The following is a 17,382-nucleotide window of genomic DNA, read 5'->3' as shown; positions in this document are numbered from 1 at the left end:
GCAAGAAGTGGCTACTGGATTTGGAAAAAGAAAATTGATTGTCTGAGGTTTGATCTAGCGAAACGGTTACCTAAATCTGTAATTATGTTTTCTGAAGACGATAGCTTCGGAGAAGTTTCGCCTCCAGAAAACATGAATGTAATTAGTAACTTTTATAAACCAGAATTTAAAGCGAATTGCTACATTTCTTCTATTATTGCTCAAGCTAGATTTATCAGCAAGGCTCAGCTAAATTCATGATTTTATTTTTTAATCTATGGTTGTAAATATGCGGTTCCAGCGGATTTTATCGGTTAAACCACCTTTAGGATCTACTGACATCCAAACAAATACGGCCTTGCCCACTACATGGTCTTCGGGTACAAAACCCCAGTAACGCGAGTCTTCGGAGTTATGCCGGTTATCACCCATCATGAAATAATAGTTTTGCTGAAAGGTATATAGCTTTGTTTCTTTACCCTGAATAAAAAGTTTTCCGTTAGATACTTCCGCATCTTTATTGTGCTCGTACTTGGTAATAACGCGGGCATACAAAGGTAGGGTAGTAGGAGAGATGGTAACAGTGGTGCCTTTTTTAGGAATGAATAAAGGGCCATAATTATCTTTATTCCATTGGTAGATAGTTGGTGCTTGCGGAAAAACATCGGCTTCTACTTCGCCGGCAGGAGAAAGTAAAAACCGTACTTCTTTAATAAAATCCAATGAAGCTAATTCTTTCGCTTTAGCCGGACTTGTATGTACCGCATAACCATTTGGAGCCGAGAAGTAATCTGTTATATCCCGATCAGCGAAAAACTCTTCGTTTAATGCCATATCGGTAACAAGGTAATACTGGAATTGCTCTTTCTCCGGATTAGAGATAGGTTGATTATTAATATATATCTGTGCGTTTTTAATACTAAAAGAATCGCCGGCCAAGCCCACGCAGCGTTTTATGTAATGCGTTTTTAAGTCAAAGGGGTGCTGGTCTTCGGAGGGAAGGTTAAAAACTACGGCGTCGTTGCGCTTGATTTCGGAAAAACCAGGCAACCGGAACGATGGTAAAGTAATTAAATCAGAATAGGAGGGTAGTTCTGTTCCCCAAAGAGTCTGGTGCGTTAAGGGCACTTGCAAAGGAGTAGCCGGAGTACGGGAGCCGTAATGCAGTTTACTTACAAACAAATAATCCCCGGTCAATAAAGATTTTTCCATCGATGAAGAAGGAATAGCGTATGCTTCGAAAGTTGCCCAACGAATTAAAGTAGCTGCTACTACGGCAAACATGAGCGCATCGCCCCACTCGCGGATAATACTTTTAGTAGGAGCTGGTTTATGGTTTGATTTTTTGTTCCGGAAAAATATTCTCATAGTGTTGATTTAGGCAGAATATAGTTTTTCTGTATATAACTGATTATTTGCTCATAAATTATATTGTAGCCTATAATTAGGTAGTACAAAAAGTAAAAGTTAGCTAAAAGTAAATAGATAAATTATTTCCTGAGTTTTAAACAGCTAACTGCTTTTAAAACGGCCTAGATCTATTTTAAAACAGCGTAGTTTTACTAACCTATTTTAATTTGAGGAGGATCCTTTAGGTGACGGAGCCTGGCAAAAAAGCCTGAATAGTTTAGAAAAACTAAATAAAATTCTTCCGCAAGTGGGATAAAAGCAGGGCTACGAACGAGCAAAAATTTGATTTCAATTTTAAGATTAAGGCTACTGCAAAAAAAATAAATAGGAGTAAATGAAGTGGGTACGTAAAGGGCTAATGGAAAGCCAAGTTATTAATGCAAAGGTTTCTTTTTTACCATACCACCTTCGGTATCATCAATGCTGTGCTGGATTAAAAAAGCGTTTGGGTCGATGCGTTTTACTTCATTACGCAAGTCTGGAATTTCGAAACGAGTTACAACAGTAAAAATAATATCAATACCTAAACTACGATCGCCGCGTTTGCCATAACCGCGCTTGCCCTGGTAAATAGTAACACCCCGGCCTAATTTTTCGGTAATACTTTGCCTGATTTCTTCGCTTTGTTCCGAAACAATGGTTACTCCGGTGTATTGTTCAATACCCGAAATAAGAAAATCAATCATTTTAGAAGCAGCAAAGTAAGTTAAAATAGAGTATAAAGCTGATTCGATGCTGAGTAAAAAGGCAGCGGCCGAAAAGATAAAGATGTTCAATAACAAGATAAAATCGCTTACTTTTAACAGCGGATATTTCTTGCTTACAATTAAAGCTGCTATTTCGGTACCATCTAATACTGCTCCGCCGCGCATGGCTAAACCAATTCCGACGCCAATAAAAACACCCCCAAACACAGCCGTTAATAGTCTGTCGGGAGTAATATCCGGAAAAGGCATTATAGCCAGACAAACCGCTAAACCAGCAATAGCTATCGCACTTTTAAAAGAAAAGCGCCAGCCCATTTGCCGATAACCCAAAATAATAAAGGGTAGATTAATAAATAAAATAAGTACGTACAGCGGAAAGCCCGATACTTGAGCCAACAACATGGAGATTCCCGTAACACCCCCATCAATAAAATGGCTGGAAAGCAAAAAACCTTTTAGGCCAAATGCTGCGGCTAAAATGCCGCAAATAATAAGAACAATATTTTTTATCGCGGTTCCAACGCTTTGCTCTTCATTAATAGTAGTAGAATTAGAAGCCATAATATAGTAGCTGACAAGCCTCGCTAGAACGACCGGGCGCCGAGATTTTGTTAATTGGTTTGAATTTTTTCCTTTTGTTTGGCTGCCTCTTCTTTTTGTTTAGCTGCTTCCCGTGCTTCCCGCACTGCTTTTCGTTTGAAGTAACCTTTCAGGAAAAAATTATTTTGAATAGCTTTTAAGGTCTCATCCAATTCATCGGTGCTGGATTCGAGATTTGTCATAGTATTGCGAAGTTGATCGGCAAAGACTTCATCGTTTAAAAAGACACCTACGGCGTTGGAATCGCTGTTTAATTTACCGCTAACCTGTTTTAAGTTACTGGTAATATCGGCGGCAGCAGCGGTGCTTTGTTGTATTTTCCCCACGGATTGCTCTAAACGCCGGAAAACTACTGTATCCGTTAAAAATTTACTCGCTAACCCGTTTGATGTATTGAGTTTGTTGGTAAAAGTGGCCAAAGCACCGGTTGCCTTTAAGGTAGTAGCAGAAGCTTGTCTTAAATTATTTACCACTGCCTGAAAATTATCCGCCATAGTAGAGTCTTTCAGGATAGCTCCCATCGTGCCCTGGCCTTGTACCAGCCGGGAACTAAGCGTTTTAAAATCGCGGGTTATATTTACTAAATTCTTGTTATTTTCCTGTAAAGTTTCTACTACATCATCGGTGTCGAGTGGGTTTTCGGCTAGTACCCGGTCGTTTTCTTCTACGGGAGCTGCCTGCGGACTGCCACCAAACAAAACAATAATACGGTTACCAATTAAGCTTTCGGAACTAATCCGAGCTTTAGAGTCTTTCCGGACGAACTGCCTTACTTTTTCTTCAATACTCATGGTGATTTCTACTTGCGACTCGCCGTAGAAATTAATGGTTTTAACCGTACCAATTTTAACTCCGGAAAACCAGACATTATTACCCGGTTTTAAACCGGCTACATCGTCGAAAACGGCTTTAATGTTGATACTGTTTACAAACCGCTTTTGCTGGCCACCTAACAGAAAGACACCGCTGATAAAAATAATAATGGCCAGTAAGATAAATATGCCTACGATTACGGAACGTTTGTTCTCTGCTACACCCATTTAAGTAAGTGGTAAATATTTAGTTTGTTAGTGATGAGCCAGGTAAAAGAAGAATGCCCTCCTATTAATCCCGACCCGCTATTTTACTTTTTAATGGTTAATAAAGTTATTCGATAAAATTATAATCGTAAAATGCTTTAACCCGATCATCGGCTGCTGCAAATACTTCTTCAAATGAACCTTCGTATTGGAATTTCCCATCTAGCAGCATTACAATCCGGTCGCCTACGGAGCGGGCACAGGTTAAATCGTGGGTAATAATAATGGAAGAAGTATTAAATCTTTTCTGCACCCCATTAATCAATTTATTAATTTCAATACTGGTAATAGGGTCCAGACCTGCCGTTGGTTCGTCGTAAAGCATAATTTCCGGCTTCAGAATCAAAGTCCGGGCAATTCCGATTCGCTTGCGCTGGCCTCCCGATAATTCAGATGGCATTTGATTAATGGTATGCGAGAGCTCAACTGCTTCCAAAACAATATTCACGATCCGGTCAATTTCGTGCCGGCTTAAGTTCTTCTGATTCCGGACTAACGGAAACTCCAGATTTTCACGAATAGTCATGCTATCGTACAAGGCACTATTCTGAAAGGAGAAACCAATTTTTAAACGAAGCTGATCTAATTCTACCGGCGTAAGGTTATTTAAATTACTGCCTAAAACATTAATATCCCCTGAATCGGCCTTTAGCAAGCCGGCAATTATTTTAATTAAAACCGATTTACCGGTACCAGACCGGCCCAAAACTACTAAGTTTTCGCCTTGGTACAAGTCCAGGTCTACTCCTTTCAATACATCAAAATCATCAAAAGATTTCTTTAAATTCCTGATGGAAATTACTCTATTATTTTTATCAATATTCGGATTTATTTTTTTCATAAAAATTATACTAGCCGAATTACATGGTTCTTAACGCGGTAATTATTTGCAGCGAAATTAATTCTTCAATAAAAATCAGGAACATGCCGGTTACTACCGAGGAGTTTGCTGCTTTTCCTACTCCTTCGGTTCCTTTCGAAGAGTTGTATCCTTTATAGCAACCTACTACGCCAATGGTAAAACCAAACACAAATGATTTTATAATAGAAGAAAAAATATCTAAAAAAGTTATTGCATTAAAGACCTGTACGAAATAAGTAGTAAAACTGGTTAATTCGTTTTTATGAACATTTACATAGGCCCCCAGTAGAGCCACTAAAACCATATACATCATTAAAGAAGGAACCATAAAAGTAGTTGCCAGTACCCGACTTACCACTAAGAAACGGAACGGGTTAGTGGCCGATACTTCCATAGCCTCTATTTGTTCGGTTACTTTCATGGAACCTAGCTCGGCGCCAATGCTGGAGCCTACTCGTCCGGCGGCAATTAAAGCGGTTACCAAAGGCCCCATGGCTCGAACAATAGCCACCGAAATAAGCGCTGGTAACCAAGAAGTAGCCCCAAATTCGGCTAAAGATACCCGCGACTGATTGGTGAAAACAATACCAATAATAAACCCGGTTAAAGAAATAAGCGGCAATGATTTTACCCCTATTTCAAAACATTGCTTTATAATTTCTTTGCCTTCGTAAGGTGGTACAAACACTTCCCGGAAAAAGCGGGCGATGAACTTGTAAATAGAATATAGTTCCAGAAACAAGCGGTCCATCCGTTTAGACAGCACGTACTTGCGTGAATTTTTAGTGTCAGTATTTTCGTCGGTAAGAGCCATAAAGTAGTATAAACCGGTTCCGAAGTAAAAGTACTAGTTATACCGTAAATAAGTTTGGACTAGCAGTTAATTGTTTTAAATTAGATTCTATTAAGATAAAATTTTTAGTACCTAGATAAGGGTCAAATACAATTTTGTACTTTATACGTAAAGCTGACTTATTATTATAAAGTACAAACAAATAAAGATATATTTTTATAAAATTTAGTTTAATAATTAGGCAACCTGTTTTTAGTTACTGTCCGTATAAGGATTTATATTAAATATTGTAAATTTTGTATAAATATTTATCAGCTTTTAGGAGCGTAACTTACAAATACCTAAAAATAGGTATTGTTTTTTCCTGGATAGTACTGCAACTTGCATATATTAATTTAAAATGAATCTATATATTAATAAATCTATAGTGTGAATTTAATATTTAATTTAACTATAGCTGAAAGAACAAAAAATTGTTAAAACGCTAAGTAATAGTTGAACCTTTTAGCTTTTATTCATTTTAGCTATAGTAAAAGATACATTAAACCTAGAATTCAGAAAAAAATATTAAGGCAATAAAATATTAATAGTGAATAAGATATATATGCATAATTTAGACTTCTTGCTCTAAAAGAAGATAAAATAAAGTCTCGGTTTTTAGTGAATTTGCTTAAAATTAAATGAGTTATTACTAATTCTAAACCTTGTTTATTCAATTAGTAGTAAAAAAATAATATTGTAAAGTTTGTGCCTCATAATGTCCGCATTATATTTAAATTTATATTGACTTAGCTATAACCAGCTAATTATATTATAATGGTTAAATTAGAAATGTTCAAATGTTCCAAATAATTTTTCAATCTATAAATACGTCCTGAGCATACATAAAAATTATTACTAGAAGTGTTAGAGTAACAGCTAGTTAAAGTTTCTCCGAAAACGACAGTTTCTGCATTAAAACATCCAAACTTTTCGATGTTTATAAGTCACTTCAATATCCATTCTGCCTGACAGATTTGGAGAGGTATATGCTACGTACCTTATCCTATTTTATCTGATGAATCCTGTTTTTTAGCTTATTGTTTAATCATAGTGTATTTTAAATTTGTATGAAAAAAGAAATTACCCCTTATCAAAGGTTTATAGAATTATCAAATAGAAGGTTACTTACTACGCTTCTTTTCGCCTTGATATTCGGTATCCAGTTAAACGTAACCAGTTATGCTGCCAGTGCAGCCAAAGGGAACAGCAAAAACTATTACTCAACTACTAAAAATGGTATTGCTTTCGCGGGCCAAAGAATAATAAGCTTTACCCTGATTAATGCCGATACGGAACAGCCTATTCAAAAAATTGCCAACGGTGCAACTTTAAATTTATCTACTTTACCAACCAAAAATCTTAATATTCGAGCCGATACTGACCCCGTTACAGTAGGAAGTGTAAAGTTTGAGTTAACCGGCGCTCAAATTCGGACAGAAACGCAAACTGGTAAGCCATACGCCTTATTTGGCGATGCCGGTGGCGATTATAATCCATGGATTCCTACTCTAGGAAGCTATACCCTTAGATGTACTCCTTATGTGGGCAGTGCGGCTTCCGGAACGGCCGGTACTACTTTAACTATTACTTTTAAAGTAGTAAGCCAGAGTTCAACCAGTTTAATAAGTAACATTAAATCGTATACTGGTCATAGCTATGCCCAGTCTAATTTAGCGGTAGGGGTTCCTTTCTATACCGATCGGACTTATAAAATTACCTCTTTGCCCGCTTCCTTAAACGGAGAGGCATTTATTAAAACGCCTAACGACGATAAATACTTTACTGGTTCTACGGCATTCACCTTTCAGCTTGGCCAGAGTTCTACGGTTTACGTGGCTTATGATCCGGTAGCTACTAAATTACCAGGCTGGATGACCGGCTGGCAAAAATCATTTGACCGAATTGGAATTAATGACCCTCGTATTAGTTATTTAGACGTTTACAGCAAAACTTTTGCGGCAGGTACCGTTACTTTAGGCGGCAACCTGGCTAGTCCGGCAGTTGGTTCTAAGAATACATACATTGTAGTAGTAAAACCATCCGGAGTTACTAATGTTCGCCCTTATGTAACGGCGGTGCGTCCTGCTGATGAAGCTACCAACGTTTTACTAGATCAGTCTGTTTCTGTAGATTTAAAGTATCCGGGTGGCAATTCCATTAACGGAAGTACAGTAAATACCAATACTGTTAAATTATATACAGTTAGTTCTACGGGCGTTAAAGCCTTAGTAAGCGGCACTGCGGTTAACTCTACGGCGGCTGGCGATGCTATTACCTTGTCCGCGGCCTTAAAAGCCAGTACTACGTACGAGTTTCAGATTAGCGATGGCGTGAAAGATGATAATGGTAATGCTTTGGTTCCTTTTGCTTCTCGGTTTACTACTACTAGTGCAACCCCAAATGATCCCGGTGATTTAAGCGGAGTATCTTTTACCGAAAAAACTTTAATTACAACTTCTTTCGGCAGCGATGGTTTTACCTCGCTAGTAGTGGGTCCGGATCATCGTTTATATGCTACTACTTCGGGCGGTAAGATTGAACGTTGGGACATAAAAGCAGATGGTACCATTACTAACCACGTCCGGATTTCGCCATTTGGAACCAGTCGCCGTTTGCTGATTGGTCTACGTTTTGCTCCTTCGTCTACCTCCAGCAACTTAATCGCCTGGATCAGCCATTCTTCGCCGGTGTTTACCAATGCGCCGGATTGGTCGGGTAAAATCTCCCGGATTAACTTAAACAATCCGTCTAGTCCGCAGGTGATTGATTACGTAGTGAACTTACCTCGTTCGTATAAAGATCATTCTACTAACAGCCTGGATTTTGGACCCGATGGTGCTTTGTATTTCCCGCAGGGTAGTAATTCTGCCATGGGTTCTCTGGACGGAGCTTGGGGGAACCGGGCCGAAAGACTGCTAAACGCCGCTATTTTACGGTTAGATATTAATAAGGCCCAACAGCAAGGATTGCCGATTAATGTAAAAACCCAAGAAGGCGGTATTTATAACCCATACGCTAGCGGCGCGCCTTTAACTCTTTACGCAACCGGAGTGCGCAATGCCTATGATTTAGTGTGGCACTCGAATGGCTCGTTGTACATTCCGGCTAATGGTTCGGCTGCTGGTGGCAATACGCCTGCTTTACCTAATGGCACAATATGGTCGAATGGCAAAACGTATACAGGCCCAGGTATCCCGGCTATGAACGATGTGCGTCAAACCCAAAGCGATTATTTGTTTAGAGTAGTACAAGGCGGTTATTATGGGCACCCCAATGCTCTACGACACGAATACATTATGAACGGGGGTAACCCAACCAGCAATACTGATCCGGGAGAGTTAGTAGGTTACCCAGTAGGAACACCTATAGAACCAAATTACCGGGGCTTCATTTATAATTTTGGCTTGAACATTTCTCCAAACGGAGCTATTGAGTATAAGAGCAACGCTTTTGGGGGTAAGTTAAGAGGTAAAATGCTGGTTTGCCGCTTTAGCGGGGGCGACGATTTAATTGTGTTAGCACCAAGTTCAACTAATCCGAACAGCATTACCGCTACCGAAGGTATTAAAATACCAGGTTTCCGTCGGCCATTCTCTAACCCACTTGATGTAATAGAAGATGTAAAAACTGGTAACCTATATTTATCTGAGTATTACGATGGCAATGGCGATGGTCAGCCGCGCATTACTTTACTAAAAGCCGATAAACCTGCTACCAGCGGTACCGTTGCCAAAAGAGTAGCAAGCGTTATAGACACGGAGGTTATAAAAGAATCGGGTTTAGCCGTAAGTGTGTATCCAAATCCAAATTCAGGCAATAACCTGCACGTAGAAGTAAAAAATTTCTCGGCGCAGGAAGGTATTACGCTTACCTTGCACGATGTAGTCGGCCAGGTGGTACATGCTACTTCGGTGGTTACAGACGAACAAGGAAATAGCAGCGCGGATATAGCCTTAAATAAGACGCAATTAGTGCGCGGCGTTTACATAATAAAAGCAGCCGGAATTTCAGGAAATACCCAAACAAAGGTAGTGATAGAATAAACGCTGCTTTTTCTTCTATAAACTATTATAGTACAAGGGAACTGTCCATTTAAGGGGCAGTTCCCTTTATTTTTAATGGTACTAAAAACCAATTATTAGCTTGATTGGGATATGTGCCAGTTTATATTTAATCCAATTTTGATCTAACAAATTTTAAAATTCAAATTTATTCTTCTTTAGATTGTATTCCTGGTTTAAGTAATAAAATCTAAATATAGTTGTGCAAAAATTTGTATTTACTTTAGATACTATTATATTTATAAAGTATATTGCGCCAAAATAATGTTGTTTAAAGTTTTAACTTTTATACTTTTGAAAAATTTTTCTTAAATAAACATCTAAGCTAAATTATATGCGGCATCTGTTTAGTAAAAAAAAATGAAATGGCTTATTCCATTTTCAAGCAACATATCCTAACTTAAATTTAATCCTTTTAATCAGCCAGGTTAATTAAAGAGAGTTGAAAACGCGATAGATCCAAAATTAGAAAGTTGCCTTTTAATCAGTTTATAATTAATTGTTAAGTAATAGTTCCTATTTATTATTTGTTTATGAAAAAAGTATCTACTTATTATCAAAAGTTCACGGATTTATTTATTAGAAAATGGTCGGTAACTTTACTCCTCAGTTTGGTGTGGGGAATGCAGGCCAATGGCTCCACTTCTCTCGCTAAAGCAAATAGTGCTACTGCGCCTAACACCCATTCTACCTCTGTAACGCGTGCTGCTTACGCCCTACAAAGAGTTGTTAGTTTTACGTTAATAAATGCGGATAATGAGCAGCCTATTCAAACAATTGCCAATGGTGCTGTTTTAAAGCTTTCCAGTTTGCCTACCAGAAACCTGAATATCCGGGCTAATACCGACCCGGCTACAGTAGGTAGTGTTAGATTTGTTTTAAGTGGTTCTCAGTCTTTAACTCAAATGCAAACCGAAAAGCCTTATGCTTTATTTGGTGATTCGGGTGGGGATTATTATCCTTGGGTACCTACCAATGGTAGTTACAAACTCGTATGTACGCCCTACACGGGTGGGGCAGGTTCTGGTACAGCAGGTACAGCTTTAACTATTTCCTTTACTGTAGAAACCGGCACAACCAGTATACGTCCGTATGTAACCGCGGTGCGGCCAGCCAATGGTGCTACTAATATAGCGTTAGATCAGTCTGTATCCGTTGATTTAAGATACCCAGGCGGTAATTACATAAGAACCACTACGGTAAACACTAGTACTGTTAAATTATATTCGGTGAGTTCTACCGGTACTAAAACCCAGGTAAGCGGTACTACCGTTAATTCAACGGCGGCCGGCGATGCTGTAACTTTATCGGCTCCTCTTAAATTAAGCACCACTTACGAATTCCAGATTACGAGTGGGGTAAAAGATGATAATGGTAATTCTTTGATTCCGTTTACTTCACGTTTTAAAACTACCAGTACAGCAACCCCACCCGGAAACTTAGATGGCGTGTCTTTCACCGAGAAAACTTTAATTACTACTTCTTTCGGAAGCGATGGCTTTACTACCCTCGTGATCGGACCAGACCACCGCTTATACGCAGCTACTTCGGGCGGTAAAATTGAACGTTGGGACATTCGGACAGATGGCACTATTACCAACCATAAAACTATTTCGCCTTTTGGATCGAGCCGCCGATTGCTGATTGGTTTTCATTTTGCTCCTTCCGCAACAGCTAGTAACTTAATTGCTTTTATTAGCCATTCTTCTCCGTTATTTACAAGTGCTCCCGAGTGGTCGGGCAAGATTTCGCGGATTAACTTAAACAATCCATCCAGCCCACAGGTGGTTGATTACGTAATTAACTTACCGCGTTCGTACAAAGACCATTCTACCAACAGTATTGATTTCGGATCAGACGGTGCGTTATATTTTACTCAAGGTAGTGCTACTGCCATGGGTTCTTTGGACGGAGCCTGGGGTAACCGGCCAGAGAAAATTTTAAATGGTGCTGTGTTACGTTTAGATATTACCAAAGCACAGCAACAAGGTTTGCCGGTTAACGTGAAGACTCAGGAAGGAGGAACTTATAATCCATATTCCAGCAGCGCTCCATTAACTATTTACGCGACCGGGGTGCGGAATGCGTATGATCTGGTGTGGCATTCGAACGGGGCTTTGTACGTACCCACTAACGGTTCAGCGGCGGGTGGTAATACTCCAGCTTTGCCATCTGGTACTGTATGGTCGAACGGGGCGAAGTATACAGGCTCCAGTATACCAGTGATGACAGATGTACGCCAAACTATGAACGATTACTTATTTAGAGTAGTAAAAGGAGGGTATTACGGACACCCCAACATTTTACGCCACGAGTTTATTTTAAATGGTGGTAACCCAACTAGCGGAAGTGATCCCGGCGAAGTAACCGCATATAAAGTAGGTACTCCTAAAGAACCGAATTACCGAGGCTATATCTATAATTTTGGAACAAACAAGTCACCAAACGGTATTATTGAATACAAAAGCAACGCTTTTGGTGGGAAACTAAGAGGTAAAATGCTGGTGTGCCGCTTTAGCGGGGGCGATGATCTAATGGTATTAGCGCCAAGTTCTACTAATCCGAACAGCATTACTGTTACCGAAGGTATTAAAGTGCCAGGTTTACGCCGGCCATTTGCCAATCCTTTAGATGTAATAGAAGATGTGAAAACTGGTAACCTGTACTTGTCTGAGTATTACGATGCGAATGGCGATGGTCAGCCGCGCATTACTTTACTGAAAGCCGATAAACCTGCTACTAGTGGCAGTGCCATAGCAGAAAGAGTAGTTACCGATCCGTTTACAGAATTTAGCAGCGAGGAAACTGGTTTAAGTGTAGCCGTTTTTCCTAATCCGAGTACAGGAGATAATTTGCACACAGAAGTGAAAAACTTTGGCTTCCAGGAAAAAGTTACGTTGACTTTACATGATGCAGTGGGCCAGGTAATTCAAACCTCTACCTTGGTTACAGATGATCAGGGTGCAGGAAGCCAGGATATAGCTTTGCATCAGCAAGTACTGCGAGGCGTTTATATTCTGAAAGCAGCCAGTGCTTCGGGTAATACCCAGACCAAAGTAGTAATTGAATAAATTTTAACGTATTTTCTTATTAAGGGACTACCTTGTAAAGGGTAGTCCTTTTTATTTTCATAGTAATATAGTAATTTTTCTACCTATTATTTTCTGATTATATCCCTTTTCTGGTGGCCATTCCATGAAATACTTCTTTCCCTATTTTATAGAAGTTTGCTTTTCCACTGCTAATAAAATAGCTGTTAATTACGGTACTTAATCTTAAAATGCTCTAATGCTAGCCCAAAAACCAATTTGCTATAATAGTTATTATAAAGTTTTCTTAATTATCAGGTAACAATCTGTTTATTAATAAGATATATACATAGATTGGATAAAAGAGGTATTTATTAAAACGAGTATTTCAAAATCTTAATAAAGCCCTATTACACTCTTCGGCAGATTTTAATTCTAAAAAATGCAACCAGGCTTGAGAAATAAACTATCTTCTTTCCATCCGAAAACGCCTAAAAAGTAACTGCCTGTTTACAGGTTTAACTAAGTATATAAAGCTTACTTTCAGAGGTCTGTATTAATTAAATAATAAATGTACAGAGTATAATGCTATTTATTTTAATTCAGGTACAAATACTGATAATTGTCATTTGAATACTAAATAGAACTATAAATATTTGTTCGTTTAAACTATAGCATTATATTTATAAATAGATTGACTATGTAATTAAGAGATTTGCAAATTTTGCGATTCAGAATAATTTCTTAACACTACAAAAGATTATGCTTACAATTGATTTCTTAACTAGAATTATTAGGGTAGCAGATTATTTTTATCGTTCAATTTATATCTCTCCTGAGGGTTGTCAAAGCGTAGCCTCAGCATAATTTCAATTCCCTTCTGCCTGACTGATTTTCAAGAGTAAATATTTTGTTTACCTGAATCAGATGTTTTCCAATTCTATCTCATCACTTTTACCATTCTGTTTTATTTACTATTATGAAAAAGAAATTTACTTTTTATTTAAAATCTGGAGAGTTCTTAAAAAAGAAGTGGCTTGTAGTTCTGCTTCTAAGTTCAGTAATTGGTTGGCAAAATCATGTTTTGGCGTTTAATCTAAAAGAAACCGCCAAGGTAAAAAAAACAAATTCTTCTACTATTAATAACCCTGCCCCTTTCGCCGGAGAGAGAGTAACTAGTTTCACCTTAATAAATGCAAATACAAACGGAGAGATTCAGAAAATTGCCAACGGCGCTACTTTAAACCTGGCAAATTTACCTACCCAAAATCTTAGTATTCGGGCAGATACCGATCCATCTACTGTAGGTAGCGTAATATTTAATTTGAGTGGTACACAGGCACATACTCAAATGCAAACCGAAAAGCCTTATGCTTTATTTGGCGATAGTAAAGGCGATTATTATTCCTGGAAACCAGCTAATGGTAGCTATACTTTAAAATGCACTCCTTACTCCGGACCGGATGGCTCTGGTACGGCTGGTACGGCTTTAACTATTACCTTTAAAGTAACTAACCAAACAACAAGCACCAGCTTGGTTAGTAATATTCAGTCTTATACAGGTAATAAATATGCTCTATCTACTTTAAATACAGGTACAGCTTTCTACACCGATCGAACTTATCAGATAACTTCTGTTCCGGCTTTATTAAGTAAGCAAGCTTCTATAAAAACCCCCAACGATGATAAATATTTTACCGGCACCAAGGCAGTTTCTTTTAAGATTAGCCAGAGTGCAACTGTTTATGTAGCTTACGACCCCTTAGCTACCCAATTGCCATCCTGGATGAACGGTTGGCAGAAGCTTTCGGAAAGGATTGGAATTAATGATCCCCGAATTAGTTATTTACAAGTTTACAGCAAATCTTTTGCGGCAGGTACTGTTACATTAGGCGGCAACCTGGCTAGTCCGGCAATTGGTTCTAAAAATACGTACATTGTAGTAGTAAAGGCGGGTAGTACTCCCAACGTACGGCCATATGCTACAGCCGTACGTCCGGCAGATGGTGCTACTAATGTGTCTTTAGATCAATCTGTTTCCGTAGATTTAACGTATCCGGGGGTAACGCCATTAACGGAAATACGGTTAATACTAGCACCGTTAAATTATATACGGTTAGTTCTACCGGCAGTAAAGCGCAAGTAAGTGGTACTGCCGTTAATGCCTCAGCGGCCGGCGATGCCATTACCCTATCGGCTCCTTTAAAAGCCAATACTACGTACGAATTTCAGATTAGCGATGGCGTGAAAGATGATAAAGGTCATGCCTTTATTCCATTTACCTCCCGCTTTAAAACCAGCGGCACTACTCCCCAGCCTACTGGTAATTTAAGCGGAGTATCCTTTACCGAAAAAACTTTAATTACAACTTCTTTCGGCAGCGATGGTTTTACCTCGCTAGTAGTGGGTCCGGATCATCGTTTATATGCTACTACTTCGGGCGGTAAGATTGAACGTTGGGATATAAAGGCAGATGGTACCATTACCAACCACGTCCGGATTTCGCCATTTGGCTCTAGTCGCCGCTTGCTGATTGGTCTACGTTTTGCTCCTTCGTCTACTTCCAGCAACTTAATTGCCTGGATCAGCCATTCTTCGCCGGTGTTTATTAATGCGCCGGATTGGTCGGGTAAAATCTCGCGGATTAATCTAAACAATCCGTCTAGTCCGCAGGTGATTGATTACGTAGTAAACTTACCTCGTTCGTATAAAGACCATTCTACCAACAGTCTTACTTTTGGGCCGGATGGCGCTTTGTATTTCCCGCAGGGTAGTAACTCGGCTATGGGTTTGCAGGACGGAGCTTGGGGGAACCGGGCCGAAAGACTGCTAAATGCGGCTATTTTACGGTTAGATATTAATAAGGCTCAAAAACAAGGTTTACCCATCAATGTAAAAACCCAGGACGGTGGTTCGTATAATCCATATTCCAGCAGCGCTCCATTAACTATTTACGCAACCGGCGTGCGTAATGCCTATGATTTAGTGTGGCATTCAAATGGCTCGTTGTACGTTCCGGGTAATGGTTCGGCTGCTGGTGGCAATACTCCGGGTTTACCATCGGGTACCTTATGGTCTAGTGGGGCCAAGTATACAGGCTCCAGTATTTCGTCTATGACGGATGTGCGCCAAACTATGAACGATTACTTATTTAGAGTAGTAAAAGGTGGGTATTACGGACACCCCAACATTTTACGCCACGAGTTTATTTTAAATGGCGGTAACCCAACCAGCAATACTGATCCGGGCGAGATAGTAGCCTACAAAGTAGGTACCCCAAAAGAACCAAATTATCGGGGTTATATTTACAACTTCGGTTTAAACAAGTCACCGAATGGTATCATTGAATACAGAAGCAACGCTTTTGGCGGTAAACTAAGAGGCAAAATGCTGGTGTGCCGCTTTAGCGGGGGTGATGATTTAATGATATTAGCGCCAAGTTCTACTAATCCAAACAGCATCACCGCTACCGAGGGTATTCAAGTACCAGGTTTACGCAGGCCATTCTCTAACCCACTTGATGTAATAGAAGATGTAAAAACCGGTAACCTGTACTTGTCTGAATATTACGATGGCAATGGTGATGGCCAGCCGCGCATTACTTTACTAAAAGCCGATAAACCTGCAACTAGTGGCAGTGCCATAGCAGAAAGAGTAGTTACCGATCCGTTTACGGAATTTAGCAGCGAGGAAACTGGTTTAAGTGTAGCCGTTTATCCTAATCCGACCCAGGGCGACAACTTGCACGCAGAAGTGAAAAATTTTAGTGCGCAGGAATCTGTTACTCTAACTTTGCACGATGCCGTAGGGCAAATTATACAAACTTCTACTCTGGTAACCGATGAACAAGGAACTGGTAGACAAGATATAGTTTTAGGAAACCAAATGTTACAAGGCATTTATATTTTAAAGGCTTCGGGCATTTCGGGTAATACGCAAACCAAGGTAGTTATAGAATAACACGTTTAGCTTTTTTATTACCAAGGAACTGTTACGTAAGTGGCAGTTCCTTTTTTATTTTAGTTGTATCCTATAAGTTATACCAAATAGTAAAAAGAATCTTCCTTCGTTCAAACCCGGTAGATTTTTAAAACCTGCCGGGTTTTACCATTATGGTTTAACCTTAATTTGAATAGGGAACCGTTAAATACTATGGGGTATAAGAGGTATGCCATTAAAGTAAAAATAGTGGTTCAAGAAGACCCTTTAGAGCGTGTTTTAAAACTAGCCTTATTTTGTTTATTAAAGAGGAAGGGGAAGGGATTATAAAGAATAAAAATTTGCTTCTAAAATATTTCATTATAAAAGAAATATAAATAGGTCTATTAGTAAATGTGTTTCGTATACATTAACCATCCAGCTTAAAAATTATTGCTGTTTCTCTTGCCAAAAATTATGATTTTTAAGCCAGAATAGTTCTACCAGAATTTGTTCTCACAACAATAAATAGTCAAAATATTATATAAATAACTAAGAATAAATATCGTGAAATCTATGTTTACTTAGAACTCTTTTCTATATTTTTAATATAAGTGACTGGACAAAAGTAATTTACTAAACTGGATATCGGGTTCGTAGTAAAAAGCAATTAATATTTCATTACTTATGCACCCAAAAGCTTAATAGCTGATAGGCTGATATTGAAATCTTTTTACTTGAAGTAGTAAACAATAAGTAAATAATGCTACTTTCTGAATGAAGTTGCTTATTAATATTTGATCAGTAAGTACTAGTTTACTAAGTATAAGTACCATAATTAAAGAATTAGATTTTCGGATGAACCCTGAAAATAGTAAAATCTTTGTTAGTTTCGTTTAACT

General features: G+C 38.8%; 9 protein-coding genes and 1 pseudogene. 5 read left to right on the top strand and 5 right to left on the bottom strand.

All coding sequences use genetic code 11. The annotated features are described in order from the left end of the window. Nucleotides 1-249: 249 nt before the first annotated feature. The 5 genes from lepB to HUW48_RS21685 all read right to left on the bottom strand — a co-directional run bounded on the left by lepB (nt 250) and on the right by HUW48_RS21685 (nt 5,451). On the bottom strand, nt 250-1,347 hold the full coding sequence (lepB, locus tag HUW48_RS21705) for a signal peptidase I (RefSeq protein ID WP_182412923.1): 1,098 nt from the start codon (nt 1,345-1,347) through the stop codon (nt 250-252). A 416-nt stretch (nt 1,348-1,763) separates the two neighbouring features. Next, complete coding sequence (locus HUW48_RS21700) at nt 1,764-2,657, bottom strand: YitT family protein (RefSeq protein ID WP_182412922.1); 894 nt, start codon at nt 2,655-2,657, stop codon at nt 1,764-1,766. A gap of 50 nt (nt 2,658-2,707) precedes the next feature. Next, nucleotides 2,708-3,736, bottom strand: coding sequence for an MlaD family protein (locus HUW48_RS21695; RefSeq protein WP_182412921.1), 1,029 nt, complete (start codon nt 3,734-3,736; stop codon nt 2,708-2,710). 106 nt (nt 3,737-3,842) lie between these two features. Then, nucleotides 3,843-4,616: an ABC transporter ATP-binding protein gene (locus HUW48_RS21690; protein WP_182412920.1), complete on the bottom strand. Its 774-nt coding sequence runs from the start codon at nt 4,614-4,616 to the stop codon at nt 3,843-3,845. Between the two features lie 19 nt (nt 4,617-4,635). Beyond that, nucleotides 4,636-5,451: an MlaE family ABC transporter permease gene (locus tag HUW48_RS21685; RefSeq protein ID WP_182412919.1), complete on the bottom strand. Its 816-nt coding sequence runs from the start codon at nt 5,449-5,451 to the stop codon at nt 4,636-4,638. Between the two features lie 1,088 nt (nt 5,452-6,539). Here HUW48_RS21685 and HUW48_RS21680 point away from each other — a divergent pair. The 5 genes and pseudogenes from HUW48_RS21680 to HUW48_RS21665 all read left to right on the top strand — a co-directional run bounded on the left by HUW48_RS21680 (nt 6,540) and on the right by HUW48_RS21665 (nt 16,522). Then, on the top strand, nt 6,540-9,515 hold the full coding sequence (locus HUW48_RS21680) for an Ig-like domain-containing protein (protein WP_182412918.1): 2,976 nt from the start codon (nt 6,540-6,542) through the stop codon (nt 9,513-9,515). Nucleotides 9,516-10,066: 551 nt separating this feature from the next. Beyond that, nucleotides 10,067-12,604 (top strand): Ig-like domain-containing protein, encoded by a 2,538-nt coding sequence (locus HUW48_RS21675; RefSeq protein ID WP_182412917.1) that lies wholly within the window; start codon nt 10,067-10,069, stop codon nt 12,602-12,604. A 937-nt stretch (nt 12,605-13,541) separates the two neighbouring features. Continuing rightward, on the top strand, nt 13,542-14,708 hold the full coding sequence (locus HUW48_RS21670; RefSeq protein WP_182412916.1) for a hypothetical protein: 1,167 nt from the start codon (nt 13,542-13,544) through the stop codon (nt 14,706-14,708). Next, a pseudogene (locus HUW48_RS27635) lies at nt 14,633-14,800 on the top strand (hypothetical protein); the annotation flags it as partial. The gene HUW48_RS21670 and the pseudogene HUW48_RS27635, both read left to right, overlap by 76 nt. A 6-nt stretch (nt 14,801-14,806) precedes the next feature. Beyond that, a complete protein-coding gene (locus tag HUW48_RS21665) occupies nt 14,807-16,522 on the top strand; it encodes a T9SS type A sorting domain-containing protein (RefSeq protein WP_182412915.1) in 1,716 nt (571 codons plus the stop codon). Nucleotides 16,523-17,382: the final 860 nt, after the last annotated feature.

It is taken from the genome of Adhaeribacter radiodurans, assembly GCF_014075995.1.
Lineage (GTDB): Bacteria > Bacteroidota > Bacteroidia > Cytophagales > Hymenobacteraceae > Adhaeribacter > Adhaeribacter radiodurans.
The sequence above is the reverse complement of the archived record's forward strand: the minus strand, read 5'-3'. Positions and strand labels throughout refer to the sequence as shown.